Origin of the sequence: Bradyrhizobium sp. A11 (assembly GCF_042077125.1) — a bacterium.
In the GTDB taxonomy this organism is placed as follows: domain Bacteria; phylum Pseudomonadota; class Alphaproteobacteria; order Rhizobiales; family Xanthobacteraceae; genus Bradyrhizobium; species Bradyrhizobium japonicum_B.
In genome coordinates this window covers 3,784,962-3,801,290 of record NZ_CP149509.1, presented here as the reverse complement: position 1 = coordinate 3,801,290, position 16,329 = coordinate 3,784,962, and the positions used below count along the sequence as shown (strand labels likewise).

At 65.8% G+C, this 16,329-nt stretch carries 18 protein-coding genes; 5 read left to right on the top strand and 13 right to left on the bottom strand.

Going from position 1 to position 16,329, the window contains the following annotated elements; translation table 11 throughout:
• Positions 1-10: 10 nt before the first annotated feature.
• On the bottom strand, positions 11-712 hold the full coding sequence (locus tag WI560_RS17715; protein WP_375304223.1) for a Crp/Fnr family transcriptional regulator: 702 nt from the start codon (positions 710-712) through the stop codon (positions 11-13).
• A 17-nt stretch (positions 713-729) separates the two neighbouring features.
• Positions 730-969 carry a hypothetical protein gene (locus WI560_RS17710; protein ID WP_375304222.1) on the bottom strand — a complete coding sequence of 80 codons (240 nt, stop codon included), beginning with the start codon at positions 967-969 and terminating at the stop codon, positions 730-732.
• A gap of 157 nt (positions 970-1,126) precedes the next feature.
• On the opposite strand from WI560_RS17710, the gene WI560_RS17705 reads away from it, so the two are divergent.
• A complete protein-coding gene (locus WI560_RS17705; RefSeq protein ID WP_375304221.1) occupies positions 1,127-1,864 on the top strand; it encodes a Crp/Fnr family transcriptional regulator in 738 nt (245 codons plus the stop codon).
• Positions 1,865-1,872: 8 nt separating this feature from the next.
• Here WI560_RS17705 and WI560_RS17700 read toward each other — a convergent pair whose 3' ends face one another.
• The 9 genes from WI560_RS17700 to lptF form a co-directional block, all read right to left on the bottom strand.
• Positions 1,873-2,589, bottom strand: coding sequence for a Crp/Fnr family transcriptional regulator (locus WI560_RS17700; protein WP_375304220.1), 717 nt, complete (start codon positions 2,587-2,589; stop codon positions 1,873-1,875).
• Positions 2,590-2,745: 156 nt separating this feature from the next.
• Positions 2,746-2,982 (bottom strand): hypothetical protein, encoded by a 237-nt coding sequence (locus WI560_RS17695; protein WP_257180376.1) that lies wholly within the window; start codon positions 2,980-2,982, stop codon positions 2,746-2,748.
• A gap of 77 nt (positions 2,983-3,059) precedes the next feature.
• Positions 3,060-4,118 (bottom strand): alcohol dehydrogenase, encoded by a 1,059-nt coding sequence (locus tag WI560_RS17690; RefSeq protein WP_375304219.1) that lies wholly within the window; start codon positions 4,116-4,118, stop codon positions 3,060-3,062.
• A 23-nt stretch (positions 4,119-4,141) separates the two neighbouring features.
• On the bottom strand, positions 4,142-4,999 hold the full coding sequence (rsmA, locus tag WI560_RS17685) for a 16S rRNA (adenine(1518)-N(6)/adenine(1519)-N(6))-dimethyltransferase RsmA (RefSeq protein ID WP_375304218.1): 858 nt from the start codon (positions 4,997-4,999) through the stop codon (positions 4,142-4,144).
• Positions 4,996-6,045 (bottom strand): 4-hydroxythreonine-4-phosphate dehydrogenase PdxA, encoded by a 1,050-nt coding sequence (pdxA, locus tag WI560_RS17680; RefSeq protein WP_375304217.1) that lies wholly within the window; start codon positions 6,043-6,045, stop codon positions 4,996-4,998. The genes rsmA and pdxA overlap by 4 nt, the downstream gene beginning before the upstream one ends.
• Positions 6,045-6,980, bottom strand: coding sequence for a SurA N-terminal domain-containing protein (locus tag WI560_RS17675; RefSeq protein WP_375304216.1), 936 nt, complete (start codon positions 6,978-6,980; stop codon positions 6,045-6,047). The genes pdxA and WI560_RS17675 overlap by 1 nt, the downstream gene beginning before the upstream one ends.
• A gap of 69 nt (positions 6,981-7,049) precedes the next feature.
• Positions 7,050-9,530: an LPS-assembly protein LptD gene (locus WI560_RS17670; RefSeq protein ID WP_375304215.1), complete on the bottom strand. Its 2,481-nt coding sequence runs from the start codon at positions 9,528-9,530 to the stop codon at positions 7,050-7,052.
• A complete protein-coding gene (gene lptG, locus WI560_RS17665; RefSeq protein WP_028136825.1) occupies positions 9,530-10,627 on the bottom strand; it encodes an LPS export ABC transporter permease LptG in 1,098 nt (365 codons plus the stop codon). Before lptG ends, WI560_RS17670 begins: the two co-directional genes overlap by 1 nt.
• Entirely contained in the window at positions 10,624-11,793 is a 1,170-nt protein-coding gene (lptF, locus tag WI560_RS17660) for an LPS export ABC transporter permease LptF (protein WP_375304214.1), read from the bottom strand. The genes lptG and lptF overlap by 4 nt, the downstream gene beginning before the upstream one ends.
• Before the next feature lie 339 nt (positions 11,794-12,132).
• On the opposite strand from lptF, the gene WI560_RS17655 reads away from it, so the two are divergent.
• From WI560_RS17655 to WI560_RS17645, 3 genes are all read left to right on the top strand, one after another.
• Complete coding sequence (locus WI560_RS17655) at positions 12,133-13,632, top strand: leucyl aminopeptidase (RefSeq protein ID WP_375304213.1); 1,500 nt, start codon at positions 12,133-12,135, stop codon at positions 13,630-13,632.
• 6 nt (positions 13,633-13,638) lie between these two features.
• Entirely contained in the window at positions 13,639-14,091 is a 453-nt protein-coding gene (locus tag WI560_RS17650; protein WP_375304212.1) for a DNA polymerase III subunit chi, read from the top strand.
• A gap of 166 nt (positions 14,092-14,257) precedes the next feature.
• Complete coding sequence (locus WI560_RS17645) at positions 14,258-14,740, top strand: hypothetical protein (RefSeq protein WP_375308863.1); 483 nt, start codon at positions 14,258-14,260, stop codon at positions 14,738-14,740.
• A 91-nt stretch (positions 14,741-14,831) separates the two neighbouring features.
• On the opposite strand, the gene WI560_RS17640 is transcribed toward WI560_RS17645, so the two are convergent.
• Complete coding sequence (locus tag WI560_RS17640; protein WP_375304211.1) at positions 14,832-15,305, bottom strand: hypothetical protein; 474 nt, start codon at positions 15,303-15,305, stop codon at positions 14,832-14,834.
• A 24-nt stretch (positions 15,306-15,329) separates the two neighbouring features.
• Positions 15,330-15,698, bottom strand: coding sequence for an antibiotic biosynthesis monooxygenase family protein (locus WI560_RS17635; protein WP_375304210.1), 369 nt, complete (start codon positions 15,696-15,698; stop codon positions 15,330-15,332).
• A 97-nt stretch (positions 15,699-15,795) separates the two neighbouring features.
• Here WI560_RS17635 and WI560_RS17630 point away from each other — a divergent pair, with 97 nt between their 5' ends.
• Positions 15,796-16,266 (top strand): MarR family winged helix-turn-helix transcriptional regulator, encoded by a 471-nt coding sequence (locus tag WI560_RS17630; RefSeq protein WP_375304209.1) that lies wholly within the window; start codon positions 15,796-15,798, stop codon positions 16,264-16,266.
• Positions 16,267-16,329: the final 63 nt, after the last annotated feature.

Here is a 16,329-nt window from a genome sequence, read left to right as displayed (position 1 = left end):
CGTCCGCCGCTTAGGTCAGATAGTCGGGCGTGAAATCCGCAAGCTTGCGCAGCTCCCCGGGTTGCAGCAGCTCGATCTCGCTGCCCTCCCAGGCGATCAACCTGCGCTGCCTCAGCTCCTGGATGGTGCGATTGACGTGGACGATCGAGAGGCCGCAGGCATCTGCAACGTGGCGCTGCGTCATCGGCATCTGGAAGCAGCCGTCCGTGACGAGGCCGACCATCTCCAGCCGTGCGGCGAGCTCGCAGATGAGGTGCGCGACCCTGGCCAGGGCCGCCTGCGCTCCGAGGCGGGCGATCCATTGCCGCGAGATCGCCGCATCGATCAGCGTCTCGCGCCAGAACGCGCGCGTCAAATGCATCGAGCCGTCGAGAAGCTGCTTGAGCTGGCTGTGCGCGACGGTGCCGACGATGGTCGGTCCGAGGCCGACGAGGTCGGCATCCATCGGCGCGACCAGCAGCGTGTGCAGGCAGGGCATGTCGCCGGGAACGTGAAAGGCGAGGATCTGGCTGCGGTCGCCGACGATGCGGGCCTGGTAGAGGAAGCCGTGCACGACGAAGACGCAGCGCGAGACGGGCTCGCCCTGGCGCAACACGATCTCCCCGTCGCCGACCTGGCGCAGCGTGGAGGGCAGGGCGGCGATCTGCCGGCGTTCGTCCTCGGACAGGACTTCGATGGCTTGCAGACGCGCGATGAACCTTGGATGCGGCATGAGCCTCGCGTGCCGGTTCAATCGTCGCGCGGTCGGGATGCCTCGACGAAGCGCCGCGAGAGCTTTGCGAGGGTCCAGTCGGAGACGGGCGCAGAGCGGAACTCGCGAATGGCGCGGGCAAGCTCCTGATCGGACATCGGCCGGACCGGCTGCTTCAGCGCGCCCTGGACGAAGGCATTCTTGATGCTGTCGAGGTGCTCGCTGGTATCCGCCGTGAACAGGCTGCGGATATGGTCCAGGATCGGCGTAGGGCTCATGAAGGGACGGCTCGGCTCGTCGTCGAGGTGACGGGGTGGATGCGACCTGTACGGCCGCAGATCAATTAGCAACCTCTGCTTCCGAAACGCGTTCTAGTCCGCTGAACCCGAGCCGGACGTATCATTTGATAGAACCGGTGTGATTTTTGGCGGCGCCATGGAAAAAGCCCACGACGTGATGATCCGGAACCTGTCCAAGCACACCGCGCTCGCAGAGGAGGATCTAAAGGAGATTCGCGCTCTCACCTTCACGCTGCGCGATCTCGAGTCGAACGAGGATTTCATCCGCCAGGGCGACCAACCCGAACATTCGGTGCTGGTCGTCTCGGGCATGGTCGCGCGCTACCATCTGCTCGGCAGCGGCGGGCGACAATATCTCGCCTTCCACCTCACCGGCGACCTGCCGGACGCGCAAGGCCTGTTCATCGACCAGATGGACCACGGATTGAGCGCGCTCGGGCCCGCCTCCGTCGCCTTCATCCCGCATCGCGAGTTGTTCACCGCGTTCCGGCGGCGGCCGACCTTTGCGCTGGCCGTCTGGCGCGAGACGCTGCTCGATGCCGCGATCTTTCGCGAAGCCATCACCAACAACAGCGCCCGGCCGATGCAGGCGCGCATGGCTCACCTGTTCTGCGAGCTATTCTACCGCGCCCGTGCCGCGCAGCTCGTCCGCGGCAATCGCTGCCTCTTTCCGATCAGCCTGGCGCAGCTCGGCGAGACGCTGGGCATGGCGATCGCGACCGTGAACCGGACGCTGGCCGAGCTCCGGCGCAGCGGCGCCATGGATCTGCGTGAGGGCGAGCTGATCGTGCTGAAATGGCGCGACTTGCAGCGGTTCGGCGATTTCAGCCCGATCTATCTGCACCAGAAGCGGCAGACCCCGCGGCATGGCTGAGACCGCCGCTAGCCATCGGCGGATGCCGCGCCGAGCACCTCATCACAATGCTTCTTCACCCAATCGTTGCAGCAGCAGGCCCTGGCGTCGAGCGCCGCCGCGTCGAGGATCAGGATGGCGCCGCGCCGGGTGGCGAGGATGCGCCGGGCCTTGAACATCTGGATGACGCGGCTGGCATAGCTGCGGGAGACGCCGAGCATGCCGGCGAGCTGCTCGTGGGTGAGGGGGATCTCGGCCCGGCCGATCCGCTCTTGCGTGGAGATGATCCACTTGGCGGCGCGCTGCTCGATCGGATGCGCGGCGTTGCAGGCGGCGTTCTGCAGCAATTGCGCGAACTGGCAATCGGCATAGCGCGAGAACGCCTCTTGCAGCGCGGCCGACCTCTGCTGCGCCTGCTCGAGCGCGCGCAGCGGCAGCCGAACGAGCGTGCCGCCGAGCTTCACGACGATGCGGGAATAGGCGAGCGATGAATTGCGGCCCGCGGCAACGCCCACCGCACCCTCGCGTCCCACCAGCAGGCTTTCGACCTCGCGGTCATCCTCGACCGGAACGGCGAACGACACCAGCGTGGGACCGCAGGGGAAATGAACCGCCGCCACGGCGTCGCCGGCATGATGCAGGATGTGGCCCGCCTCGAGGTCGACCGGCTGGAGATGAGGTGCAAGAAGCTCGAAATCTCGGGGGGCGAGCTGCCGGAGCAGATCGTTCGGGGGCCGACCGGTCACAGTTTCTTCTCTTGGCTGGCCGGGAATCGGCGCCGGTCGCAACCCTACGTTTCCGTAGCGGAACCAACGGTTCCAAAGTGCACACAAGGGGTGGCTCAGGGGCCGAAAAGTTGGCGCGCCGGCCTTAGCCGCGGGGACCGCGGGCGGCGATGAAGATCACCCCACCCGTGCTTCGCGGTCTGCCGTGGATCGGCGCTCGGCCGCGTGCGCGCGATAGGCGTCGATCGCCCTGTTGGCAAGCATCAGCTGCCGGCGTTCGCCGGTCCTGAGCTGGGCTTCGATGGCGTCGAGAAGGAAGTTCGCGCTCTCGTCCGGCGGGCCGAGCTCGCCGCTCTGCTCGAGGCAGCTCCAGGCAATGAAGAATGCGCTTTCGACGGTGCAGCGAATGGACATGTGCTGCCAACGCGGCGAGACCGAAGGCGTTCCGTGCTGCGGGCCCGACTGGCGCCGGGCCCGCAGCCAGCGATCGGTCAGTTCTTCAGCACGATGCGGCCGACGACCTTGCCGGCACGAAGCTCGTCGATCCATTTCTGGACGTCGCCCATCGGCTCCTCGCGCATCGGCGTGGGCTTGATCTTGCCGGCGCGCGCCAGCGCCATCAGCTCATGGGCCTCGGCGAGCGTGCCGACCATGAAGCCCTCGATGGTCATGCGCTTGTAGACCCACTGCACCATCGGCAGCGTGAACTGGCCGCCCATCAGGCCGGAGACCACGATCTTGCCGCCGCGCGCGGCGACCGCGACCGCAAAGGCCATCGACTTCTCGTTGCCGGCGAAATCGACGATCTCGTCGAAGCCGCCTTCGGTCTCCTTCAGGATGCGCTTGATCACGTCGGGCTCGGACGGGTCGTAGGCGACCGCGGCGCCGTTCTTCAGCGCGGTGTCGCGCGCGGCCGGCGAGAGGTCGGCGACCGTGATGGGCTGCTTGAACATCGCTTGCGCGAACGACGATCCCATCATGCCGACGCCGCCGAGGCCGATCAGCAGCAGGTTGCGCTGGCGCGGACGGTCGACCAGGCGCTTGAGCGCGCCGTAGGCGGTGACGCCGGAGCACATCAAGGTCGCGGCCTGGTTGACGGGCAGGGGATCGTAGTCGAGCAGATATTTCGCGTCGGGCACCAGCACGTGAGTGGCAAAGCCGCCGTCGATGGAGACGCCGAGGAAGCGCTGCTTCACGCAGAGATTCTCGTCGCCATTGGCGCAATCGCGGCACTGGCCGCAGCCGATCCAGGGGAAGACGGCCTTCTTCGCGCCGACGAGACTGGCCGGCACGTCCGGGCCGACCTCGTCGACAACGCCCGCGATCTCGTGGCCGAGGGTGAACGGCAGCGTCATGCCGCGCGTGGTGTCGAGCTTCTTGCCGCCGCCGAGATCGGCATAGCCGTCCTGGATGTGCAGGTCGGAATGGCAGAGGCCGCAGCGCTCGATGCGCACCAGAACCTCGCGGCCCTGCGGCTTCGGCGTGTCGACGATGGTCTCGCACAAGGGCGCGTCGAACTTGACCAGGGACTGCCTGCGCATCAGCGCCATTTTCTTTCCTCCGGAATTCTTGGTTACTCGGTTTCGCTGCGTATATCCGCCAATTCGCGCGCCATGGCAACAAAGCCGGAGATGGGAATGGTCTCCGCGCGCCGGGTCGCATCGACGCCGGCGGCCTGCGCGAGCCGCGCCGGATCCGCTTGAAGCGACTTCAGGCTCTGCCGCAGCATCTTGCGGCGCTGGCCGAAGGCGGCGGCGGCGACCTGTTCGAGCAGCCTGCGATCGCAGGCAAGCGGCTCCGCGCGCGGCTTGAGGCGCACCACGGAGGAGGTGACCTTGGGCGGCGGCACGAAGGCGGACGGCGCGATGTCGAACAGGATCTTGGTCTCGCAGCGCCAGTTGGCGAGCACGCCGAGCCGGCCATAGGCCTCCTCGTCCTCGTGCGCCACGATGCGCTCGGCGACCTCGCGCTGGAACATCAGCACCATCATGTCGTACCAGGGCGGCCAGGGCTCGCTGGTGAGCCAGTTGATCAGGAGCTGCGTCGCGATGTTGTAGGGCAGGTTGGCGACGATCCTGGCTCGCTCGCCACTGAGCAACGGGCGGGGATCGAATGTCATGGCGTCGCCATGCACGATCTCGAGCCTGCCGGGATAGCGCGCGGAAATATCCTGCAAGGCCGGGATCGCGCGCTCGTCGTGCTCGATGGCGATGACCCGCCGCGCGCCGAGCGCCAGCAGTGCGCGCGTCAGCCCGCCCGGGCCTGGGCCGATCTCGACGATGGTGGACTCCTCGAGCGGCGCCGCGGCGCGCGCGATGCGCGCCGTGAGATTGAGATCGAGCAGAAAGTTCTGGCCGAGCGATTTGCGCGCCGACAGCGCGTGCCGGCGAATGACCTCGCGCAGCGGCGGGAGGTCGTCGATCGCGCTCATCTGCCTGGTGAGCTTGGTGAGGCCGCCATGCGGCTGGCGAGCCTCAAGGCTGCGATCAGGCTCGCCGGGTTGGCCTTGGCCGTGCCGGCGATGTCGAAGGCGGTGCCGTGATCGGGCGAGGTGCGGACGAAGGGCAGGCCGAGCGTGACATTGACCGCGTTGTCGAACGCGACCGTCTTGATCGGGATCAGCGCCTGGTCGTGATACATGCAGATGGCGCAGTCATAGGTGCTGCGCGCGGCCTCGTGGAACATGGTGTCGGCGGGCAGCGGACCCCTGGTCTCGATGCCGTCATTGCGCAAAACCTTCAGCGCCGGCGCGATGATGGTCTGCTCCTCGTGGCCGAGCGAGCCGTCCTCGCCGGCATGCGGATTGAGGCCGGAGACCGCGATGCGCGGCCGCGCGATGCCAAAGCGGGATTTCAGCTCGGTTGCGACGATGCGCACGGTCGCGACGATCAGCTCGCTGGTGAGCTGGGCCAGGGCATCGCGGATCGAGAGGTGAATGGTCACGGGCACCACCGCGAGTTGCGGCGACCATAGCATCATCACCGGCTGCGGCACGCGCCCGTTCTCTGCGGCGAGCTCGGCGAGGAATTCGGTGTGGCCGGGATGACGGAAGCCGGCGCGGTAGAGCACGCTCTTGGCGATCGGATTGGTGACGACGGCGCTGGCGCGGCCCTCGCGCACATCCGCTACCGCCTGCCGGATCGAGGCGAGCGCGGCCGGCGCGCTCGATGCGTCGGGCTTGCCGGGCTCGGCGGTCGCGCGCTCGCCGGTGGCGACCACGGGCAGCGCATCGGCGAAGGCGGAAGCCGCCTCGCCGGGGCTCACCGCCGCGGTCCTGACGCCGGCCCCCAGCGACGGGGCGAGCGCCTTGGCGCGGCGCGCGATCAGCGCCTCGTCGCCGAGCAGATAGAAGGCGGGCAGGTTCAGCTCGCGGCGCCGCAGCCAGGCTGCGATCGTGATGTCGGGGCCGATGCCGGCCGGCTCTCCCAGGGTCAGGGCAAGAGGAAGGGCAGGCGGCTTTGCTGCGCGATCGGCCATCAGCGGTTGCGATATTCGATCATCGCCGCCTTGCGAAGCTCGTCGAGATAGGCCTTCTGGGTCTTCTCGTATTTCTCCTGGTACATCTTCTCGCGGACCTCGCGCTTCTTCGGCGTGTCGATCATGGTCGGCTTGCGCGAGCACAGCACCACCATCTCGATGCCGTTCTTGGTCAGCTCGGGCGCGGTCAGATGGCCGACCGGGGTATCGTCGAGCACCTTGCGCAGCGCCTCCGGCAGTTCGGCGGTGGTCTTGGTGACGGTGTCGCGAATGGTGGCGTTCGGCGTCGAGCGGAACAGCGAATTGGCTTCCTCGCAGCTTCCGACGCGCGCACGATAGCTCTCGGCTTCCTTCTTCCGGGTCTCCATGAACGCCGGGGACGAGCCGCGCGGCACGATCAGCACGATCGGCTGCATCTTGTACTCAGTGCCTTCGACCTGCAGCTTGTCGCCGGTCTGGGCCTGCACGGCCTGCGCGACGTCGCGCTCGCCGACGAGCAGCTTCTCCTTGAAGCGGCCGCGCACGAGGCTGCCCCAGACCATCTCGGCCCTCATGCGGCTCTTCAGCGTTTCGGGGCGGAGGCCTTTGGATTCGAGCGACTTGGCGAGCTGGTCCGACGTGATGCGCATGCGTTGCGCCATGCCCTCGAACGACTGGTTGATGTCGGAGGCGCTGGGATCGACCCCGTACTTCTTGCCCTCCTTGATCTTCACCTTGTCGTCGATCAGCTGGTTGATGACGTCCTGCCGGCTCGGGGTCTTCTGCGTCGTCAGCTGGTCGAGCTTGGAGCGCTGCTCGATGTCGAAATCGGTGATCGGATCGCCGTTGACCATGACGACGATGTTCTGCGCGCGCGACGGCGAGGGCAGTCCGGTCAGGATCAGCCCGGCACCGATGGCAAGCAGGAGGCGGAAGACGGGCAATGGGGTCGTCATGATTGTCGCTCGCATGTCAGCCGCGTCGAGCCTGTGAGGGGGGCAAGCGCGGCCGGCACTTCAAACCGTTCACTGGAGGCCGGCGGAACTGCTGCTCGCCGACGAGGTCGCCAGCGTGCGCAGACCGATCTGGAACATGAACGCGTGGCTCAGCGTGGGCGGCGCGGTGCCCGCGGAATAACTATACGAAGTTACGTAGTTCGCCGCCAGCACGAAGCAATCGTCGACATAGCCGGCACCGAGTACATATTGGTTGATCTTGTTGGCCTCGAGATCCCAGCGCGCCGAGCCCGACACCACCCAGTTGGTCGCCACCTTCAGCGAGCCCGTGGTCAGGATGCCCTCGCGGCGCGCGAGATAGCCGAGCTCCGGCTGGGCTGCGTAATTGCCGTACACCACGCTGACCGCCCAGCGATTGAAGTTGGCGCGGCCTTCCGCCTCGAAGCGCTGCACGTTCCACGTCTGCTCGTCCATGCGGGAGCGGACGCTGAACGTGTAGGTGCTGTTGGGCGAGTAGCTCGTGCTCGCGACGTAATCGGAACGCGGCTTGTCCAGGCCGGAATCGAGGCCGGTGTTCATGGCGTCGTTGACCGCGAAGGAGTTCAAGCCGAACAGCTGGTAGGACTGGCCGAACAGCACCTTGACCGCGCCGCCCCGGTCGAACTGCGTGGTGGACTGCACGCCGACATTGGCGCGGCCGCCGCCCTCGACGCGGTCGTAGCCGGAGAACTTGTCGACGCTGAACAGGTTCGAGGCGTCGAACACCAGGCTCTGGGCGTCCTCGTTCGGGAGCTTGCCGGCATAGGTCTCGTTCGGCCGGATGATGATCTGCGCGATCGGCTCGACCGTGGTCGATCCCCAGGGCTGAATGTTGATGAAGGGGTAGCGGTATTCGAGGCCCACGGTCGGCATCAGGCGGAACGCCTGGGTGTCGCCGACGGGAAGATAGTTCGACACGCCCGGCTGGTTGGAGACCGAGGAGTTGATCGCGTCGGCGCGCAGGCTCGCGAACGGCGTCCAGATCTGGCCGAATGGGTCGGTGAAGGACTTGCGCCACTGCGCTTCCGCCGTGAGGCGGGTGTAGGTGCCGGCGAAGCCGCGCAGCAGGCACTGCGAGGGCATGCGGGCGAGCGGATCGGCCGACGCCGTCGTGCACAGGCTGCTGGTATTGGCGGTCGTCGTGATCGGATCGAACACCGCCTGGTCACGCGACAGGTTGACGAAATTGGTCTTGTAGCTGACCTCGCCGCCGAAGACCGGATAGTTGAGCACGTTGGAATAGTCGATCACCGGGTAGACGATCGGCACCTGGCTCTGGTTGCCCGAATAGCTCAGCCAGTACATCGTGCGCGCGTCGAAGAAGCTGCGGTTGCCGACGCCGGTCAGATAGAGCTGCGACAGCGCCTCCGTCGGCAACAGCAGGAACGAGCCGAGCGGATCGCGGTACTGATAGAGGCGGTAGTCCGAGAAGAAATAATAGTCGGACATCAGGACGCCGTCCCAGCCCCAGACCCATTTGTCGTTCAGCGCGAACTGACCCTTGGTGTCGACGGCGCCGCGGAAGTCGCGGTCGCCGGGCTGGCCGGAGAACGCGCCGGGATCGAGCTGGTTGATGCCGTAAGCGCGGATCTGGTAGGCGCCGTCGATCAGGCGCTGACGGAATTCGCCCTGCAGCATCACGCCCTGCCGGGTCATGAAGCGGGGGGTGAAAGTCGCGTCCATGTCGGGCGCGATCGCCCAGTAATACGGAACCTCCGCGCCGAATCCCGTGTTCGTCGTGCCCGGGAAATAGCCCGGCATCAGGAAGCCGCTCTTGCGCTTCACGGTCGGGTCGGGCGTCGAGAAATAGGGCATGTAGGCGAGCGGCACGCCGAAGAATTCGATCTGTGCCGTCTCGAAATACAGCATCTTCTCCTGCTGGTCGTGGATGATGCGCGCACCCTTGACCTGCCAAAGCGGCGGCTTCTTGGGATCGTCCCGACACGGCGCGCAGGCCGTGTAGACGCCGTTCTCGAACACCGTGTAATTGCCGCTGGAGCGGTCGGCGCGGCTGGCGGCCATGCGGGTCTGGTCGGCGGTGTCCGCGCGCAGCGAATCGACGAAACCGTCGCGGTAATCGTCGGAGAGATCCATGATCTCGGCATAGGTGATCTTGCCGTCGGCATCCGTCATGCGGATGTTGCCTTCGGCATGCAGCCGCTTGGTCTTCTGGTCGTAGATGACCCTGTCGGCCTCGACGCTGGTGCCGTTGTAGAACAGCTGGACGTTGCCGACCGCGGAGACGCGCGAGTTATTGTAGTCGTAGTCGACCTCGGTCGCCTGAACCAGCATCTGGTTGTCGTTGGGGGCCTTGGGCGGCTTCGGACGCGGCGGCAGCGGATTGTAGGTATATTGGGCGGAGGCCGGCGTCACGGCGGCAACGTCGATCAGCCCGCCGAGCGAGGCAGCGGTCACGACGGCGAGCAGCAGCCTGGACAAGCCGCGCCCGTCCGCGCGCACCAAGATGCGCCGCGTCAACCGAGACACGAGCCCTCGTCGGACGGCACTCACTAACCGTCCTCCTGGTAGAGCAAGGCCAAAAAGCCGGTGAGGCCGCCCACTACAACGGGCAACCACGCCGCAGCGATCGGATGCATCAACTCAGCCTTGCTCAGATCCTCAGTTACTTTCGACAGAACGTAGAGCAGAAAGCCTGCGCCCACGCCACTCAAAACCATCTTTTGCACGCCGCCCATCCGGAAGAAGCGCAACGACACGGAGGCCGCGAGCATCACCATGGCGGCAAGCAAAAACGGCTGTGCCAGAAGCTTCTGATACTGGAGTCGGTATCCGGCTGTCGCGAAGCCCGAGCTTTCGGACGAGCGGATGTAGCTCGGTAGTTGCCAAAAGGACACAGTCTCGGGGGTGGAAAAGCTGTTGCGGACCTGCGCCTCGGTCAGCGTGGTCGGAATCTCCAGGCTGGCCTGGTCGATCGGCGGGGCGTCCAGCGAGAAGCGGCGGACCCCCTTGAACAGCCAGCGGCCGGCCTCGAGCGTCGCCTCGCGCGCCTCGACCCGTTCCTTGAAGTGCTGGTCCGGGTCGAACCGGAACAGCGTCAGCCCCGTGAGCCGGACGCCCTGCTGCTCGCTGCGCGCCGCATTGATGATGGTCTGGCCGTCGCTGGTCACCTGATTGAGCCAGAAGCCGGAAGCGTCCTGGATCCCGCCGCCCGGCGCCGAGCCGAACAGTTCGGCCTCCATGCGCTTGGAGGCCTCGCGCAAGTTCGCCGACATCGGATTGTAGGCGACGGTGGCGATCACGCCGATCAGGAGCGCGCTGCCGAGCGCCGGCGCGATGAACTGCCATGCGGAGATGCCGGCGGCGCGGGCGACCACGAGCTCGAGCCGGCGGGAGAGGGCGAGATAGCAGGTCATGGCGCCGATCAGCATGCAGAACGGCGTCAGCTTCTCCAGGAGCTGCGGCACCCGGAACAGCGAGGTCTCGGCCACCATGAGCGCCGAGGCGGAGGCAAGGCCAGAGGTCTTGCGCACCATCTCGATGTAGTCGACCAGCACCAGCAGCAGGAAGATGCTTGCGAACACGCCGAGCGCCGCGACCACGAAACGGCCGGCGAAATAGCGCCCGAGTGTGTTGGTCAGCATGCTCATGCGGTGGCCGGACGTCCGAACAGCCGCGCGATGCGCGCATTCGACCTGTTGATGGCCTCCATCAGGCCGGGGGGCGGCTCGACCACGACGCCGCTGATGATCATCCACAACCCGACGCCGATGGCGCTGAACACCATCGCGTATTGCACCAGCACCGGGCCCGACGACTTCACCGCCATCACCGAGCAGGCAAAGCCCGCCATGCGCAGCCCGAACACCGCGATGATCGACGAGCCGATCGAGAAGTTGCGGCTCTGGCGGGTGGTGCGCGGCGCGCCGAGGAAGGCAAAGGTCAGCACGGCAAAGGCGAAGGGATAGATCGGCGCGAGCAGGCTGTCATGCAGGGCCGAGCGGAATTGCCCGGGAATCTGCTTGTAGACGGGATCGTCCTCGGACGGCGAGAACAGCTCCCAGAGATAGCGCTCGCGGATGCCGAGGGTGACGTCGCGGCCCTGGTTGGAGAATTTCGACATGTCGAAGCCGTAGCGGCCGAAAGCCACCAGCGCCGGATCGCGCTTGCCCGCCTCGAAGCGCTGCAGATTGCCCGTCTCCAGCACCAGGAACGAGCCGGTGTCGTTCTTCACGATCTCGCCGCGTTCGGCGACGATCGAGACGCGCTCGTTCGGATCGCGGCGGTCGTCGATGAAGATGCCGGCAAGAACGCCGCCGGGCTGGCGTTCGCGAATCCGGATCGTGAGGTTCTTGTCGAGCTGGGCGAAGCGGCCGGGCTGCAGGATGTTGGTGAGCACGTCGGCGGTGATCTCGGCGTCCCACTGCTTGATTCGCCGCATGCCGTCGGGGGCGAGATAGGCCGCGATGAAGGCGACCAGCAGCGCCACCACGCAGGTGGCGTAGAAGAACGGATAGAACAGCCGGAACGGCGAGAAGCCGGCGGCATTCATCACGATGATCTCGGAATCGGTCGCGAGCTTGTTCAACGTGTGCGAGATCGCGATCATCAGCGCGATCGGCGAGATGATCAGTACCAGGGCCGGGACGACGAGGCTGGTGATGCCGAGGAAGGTGAGGATGGTCTGACCCTGGCTCGTCATCAGGTCGATGCCGCGCAACGCCTGCGTAATCCAGATCACGCCGGTGAGGCTGACCAGGACCAGCGCAAACGACGCCAGCGTCGTGCGGAAAATATACCTGTCGATCGACCCCATGCGCTACCGCACGAACCCCACCACGTCCCCAATGTCGGCCGAAATTCCGCTTGCCCAACCAATCCCCGATCAGGGGATCCCCAAGGTTGGCCACAGCGCTCTTCCGCCAGCTCACTCTCTCACTACCATCCCTTTGATCCGTCAACAAAATGGCTGGCCCGTGGCACCCTCAATATATGGTTAATATTTCGCTCGTTGTGGCCTTGAGGCCACGGGGGTGCTTGGCATCGGCCCGGCCGCTGGCCCATAGTACGCAAGGCTCAGTGAATCGTCGTTCAGGGCTCGCCCCGGCGGATCGCCGCGAATGACAAAAGATCAAGTCTTTTAAAGGAGTTACCCATGTCCGATGCCATCAAGGTCGGCTTCGTCCCATTGTCATCAGCCGCCCGTGGCATCCTGGTCGTGTTCTGCGACGACAGTCTCAAGGTCGGTCCCGCGACGGCCAAGGCGCTGGGCGGTGCTGTCGATCTCGTGAAGCGCGCGGCGGCGGCCGCCGCCTTCAAAGGGAAAAGCGGGGCCGCGCTGGATATTCTGGCGCCGGAAGGGGTGAAGGCCACCCGCCTGCTCGTGATCGGCGCCGGCAAGGCGACCGGCCTGAAGACGAACGATTTCCTCAAATTCGGCGGTGTGGCGGCGAGCAAGCTTCCCAGCGGGACTGCCGCCATGACCGTCATGGCGGAACTGCCGGCGGGCGCGATGACGAGCGAGCAGGCGGTTGCGGTCGCCTCCGGCCTGCGCCTACGCGCCTACAAGTTCGACCGTTACAAGACCAAGAAGAAGGACGGCGAGGAGGGCGACTCGCGCGCCGACATCTCGCTGGCGGTCGGCGATGCCGCTGCCGCGAAGAAGGCGTTCGTCGCGGCCGGCCATGTCATCGACGGCGTGATGATCGCGCGCGACCTCGTCAACGAGCCGCCGAACGTGCTCTTCCCCGAGGAGTTCGCGCGCCGCGCCAGTCAGCTCCGCAAGCTCGGCGTCAAGGTCGAGGTGCTCGACGTCAAGGCGATGCAGAAGCTCGGCATGGGCGCGCTGCTCGGTGTCGGCCAGGGCTCGGCGCGGCCGAGCCGGACCGTGATCATGCGCTGGGACGGCGGCAGGAAGGGCGAGGCGCCGGTCGCCTTCGTCGGCAAGGGCGTCTGCTTCGACACCGGCGGCATCTCGATCAAGCCGGCCGGCAGCATGGAGGACATGAAGGGCGACATGGGCGGCGCGGCCTGCGTGGTCGGCCTGATGCACGCGCTGGCGGCGCGCAAGGCCAAGGCCAACGTGGTCGGCGCCATCGGCCTCGTCGAGAACATGCCCGACGGCAATGCGCAGCGGCCGGGCGACATCGTCACCTCGATGTCGGGCCAGACCATCGAGATCATCAACACCGACGCCGAGGGCCGTCTCGTGCTGGCCGACGTGCTCTGGTACGTCGCCAAGAAGGTGAAGCCGAAATTCATGGTCGATCTGGCGACCCTGACCGGCGCGATCGTGGTCGCGCTCGGCACCCACCATGCCGGCATGTTCTCCAACGACGACGAGCTGGCCGAACGCCTGCTGACGGCCGGCATCGAAACCGGGGACAAGGTCTGGCGCATGCCGCTCGGTCCGGAATACGACAAGCTGATCGACTCCCAGTTCGCCGACATGAAGAACACCGGCGGCCGTCACGGCGGCTCGATCACGGCGGCGCAGTTCCTGCAGCGCTTCGTCGACGGCACGCCCTGGGCCCATCTCGACATCGCCGGCACCGCCATGGGCGCGCCCAAGACCGACATCAACCAGAGCTGGGGCAGCGGCTATGGCGTCCGCCTGCTCGACCGCCTGGTCGCCGACCACTACGAACGCAAATGACCCGAGATGACTGAAGTCCTGTTCTATCATCTGCAAAACATGACGGTGGAGAACGTGTTGCCGCCGCTTCTCGAGAAATCGCTCGAGCGCGGCTGGCGCGTCGTGGTGCAGTCGACCTCGGAGGAACGCGCCGACGCGCTCGATGCGCATTTGTGGACCTACCGCGACGATTCCTTCCTGCCGCACGCGACATGGCGCGTGAGCGACGCCGCCGATCAGCCGATCGTGCTGGCGATCGAGGAGGGCAATCCGAACGGCGCCCATGTCCGTTTCCTGGTCGACAATGCCGCTCTCCCGGACGACGCGCAGGGCTATGCGCGCATGGTGCTGCTGTTCAACGGCGACGACCCGGATGCGCTGGCGCTCGCCCGCAGCGCCTGGACGGATTGCAAGGCGCGCGGATTTGATGTCACCTATTGGCAGGCCGACGAGCGGGGCCGGTGGCAGAAGCGGAATTAGGGGCCCTTCGCAATTAATGATAATTTGCACTTTTCGGGCGATGCTGGCTTTGGTCACCTTCGTGCCGCAAAGTGATGTTGGGACAATCGCTTAGGGCTGGTCCTTCACGCGGGGAATTTGGTTTATCGTGCGACATCAAAAGCTTCCCAAGTCGCTCCTGTTTGCGTTGGCTGCAATAGCACCGCTGGTCGCGGGCTGTTCGGGCGGGAGCGATCTGTTGTCGAAGGATGCGGAATGGTTCCGGAAACCGGGCCGTCTCTTCATCAAGAACATCTCGATCGAATCGCCGCCGCTGACCCCCGACAAGCCGGTCGGAGCTGAGGATCTCGTCAGCGCCGACGGTGGCTGTCCCGGCATGGCGCCGCCGCCCGGGCCGGCCGATGCCAACGCATCGACGACGCCGGCGCCGATGGGCGGCACGGTCGCGCTCGGTCACACCGAATGCGACGTGGTGCGCGGCATCGGCGCGCCCTCGAGCGTCAACCTCTCCAACGATGCCGCCGGCCGCCGCGTTGCGGTGGTGACGTGGGCCACCGGCCCGCGCGCCGGCATCTACACCTTTACGGCCGGACGGCTGTCCTCGATCGAGGGCAATCCGGACCCGCAGCCGGTGCCGCGGGCCGCGAAGCCGAAGAAGAAGCACGCGTAGGCGGGATCGGCTCCGCTGCAATGAAACGAAGAGTCTTCGCTCCAGGACATCAGCAGGGCAGACCCGATTGATAGCCGCGTCAGCGGCGCCTTCAGAGGATCGGCTTGGTGTTGAAGCGATCAGGCTGGCGAACGCGGAACCGGCCCTTCATCTTGAAGCCGTCACGCATGTTGAGACCGAGCAAAACGATGTTCGTTGCTCCGGCGACCAGTTCGAGAGCCTGCACGGCGTAGAACGTGGTGTCGAATTCCGCGGCCTTCGCCTTGGAGGCGAGGAACAACGCGGCGGGAATCAGAACCAGGATGCCGTTGCCGGCAATGAACGGCATGCGCTTGATCTTCGCACCGATCAGGCCGGCGCGCCGCTCCTTTGCCAGGACGAATCCCGAGCCTCCCGTCGCCGCAAGCATCGGAATGAGCAGCAGGAAGCCCCACGGTATGGCGGTCTTCACCATGGCGATGGTCTCGTGTGACGCAAATAGCTCGGTGAGAGCCGTGGAAAGCCAGAAGATCGCAATCGTCGTCAGTGCCACTGCTCCAGCGAGTGGATGGATGATCCTGGTCATCGGGTCTGCCGTTGTCGAAGCGAGCTACACGACGCAAATGCCGGGCACCGCGACTTTCTGGAACAGGTGCGGAGAGGCGACCGCGGATGCAGGGTAAGCCGAGATCTTCGACCTGAACTCCGGGTGCGTGAACGCAGCCCGGAAGTCGGCAGTCGACTGCCAAACCGCATAGTTCAAATAAGTGGGACTTTCGCCGATCGCGCGGTGAAGCTGGGCGGAGATGAAGCCCGGCTGCCGTTTCATGAAGGCGGCATCGTTCTGCCAGACCTGGAGAAAGCTTTGTTCGTCGGCTTTGTCGAGCGTGAACAGATTCACCAGCATCACCGGGCCGGTGTCGATGCCGAGCTGACGCTCGATGGGAAAGTCCGGGTCCAGCGGGCGTAAGCGTGCCATGACAAACTTCGTCGAGATGGTTTTATGACGCCAATATGGTACTATGTGAAGCTTAATAATTTGACATCATGGTGTCAACATAAATGTATGGTGACGGATGCGAAAATCCCAACGGACGCCGGCCGGCGATGCTCTGACGAACCTCCTGCTTGACTTGTTTCGGCTGAACAGCCTGCTCCTGACCGCAGGGGACCGTTTGGTGGCCCCGCTCGGGCTCACCAGCGCCCGCTGGCAGATTCTCGGCGCCATCGTGCAGGCGGAGCGGCCCCAGCCGGTGGCCTGGCTCGCCCGCGATCTGGGCGGCAATCGTCAGAACGTGCAGCGGATCGTCAACGACCTGCACGCGGAAGGCCTAGTTGCCTTCGAGGCCAACCCGCATCACCGCCGAGCCCAGCTCGTGGTCCTGACTGACAAGGGGCGGCGCGCTTTCGATGCCGCCATGGCTTTGCAGATACCATGGGTCAACAGCCTATCCGAAAGGCTTGCGGTCAAGGATCTGCAAACGATTCACCGCGTCGTCGCGGCACTGCGAACCAAGCTCGAGAGCGAGGCCGAGGCGCAGACGTAGCGGTGGGCGAGCGGCAAGGTCGCGCGCAGGTCACACCGAATGCGATGTGGTGCGGGATCGGTG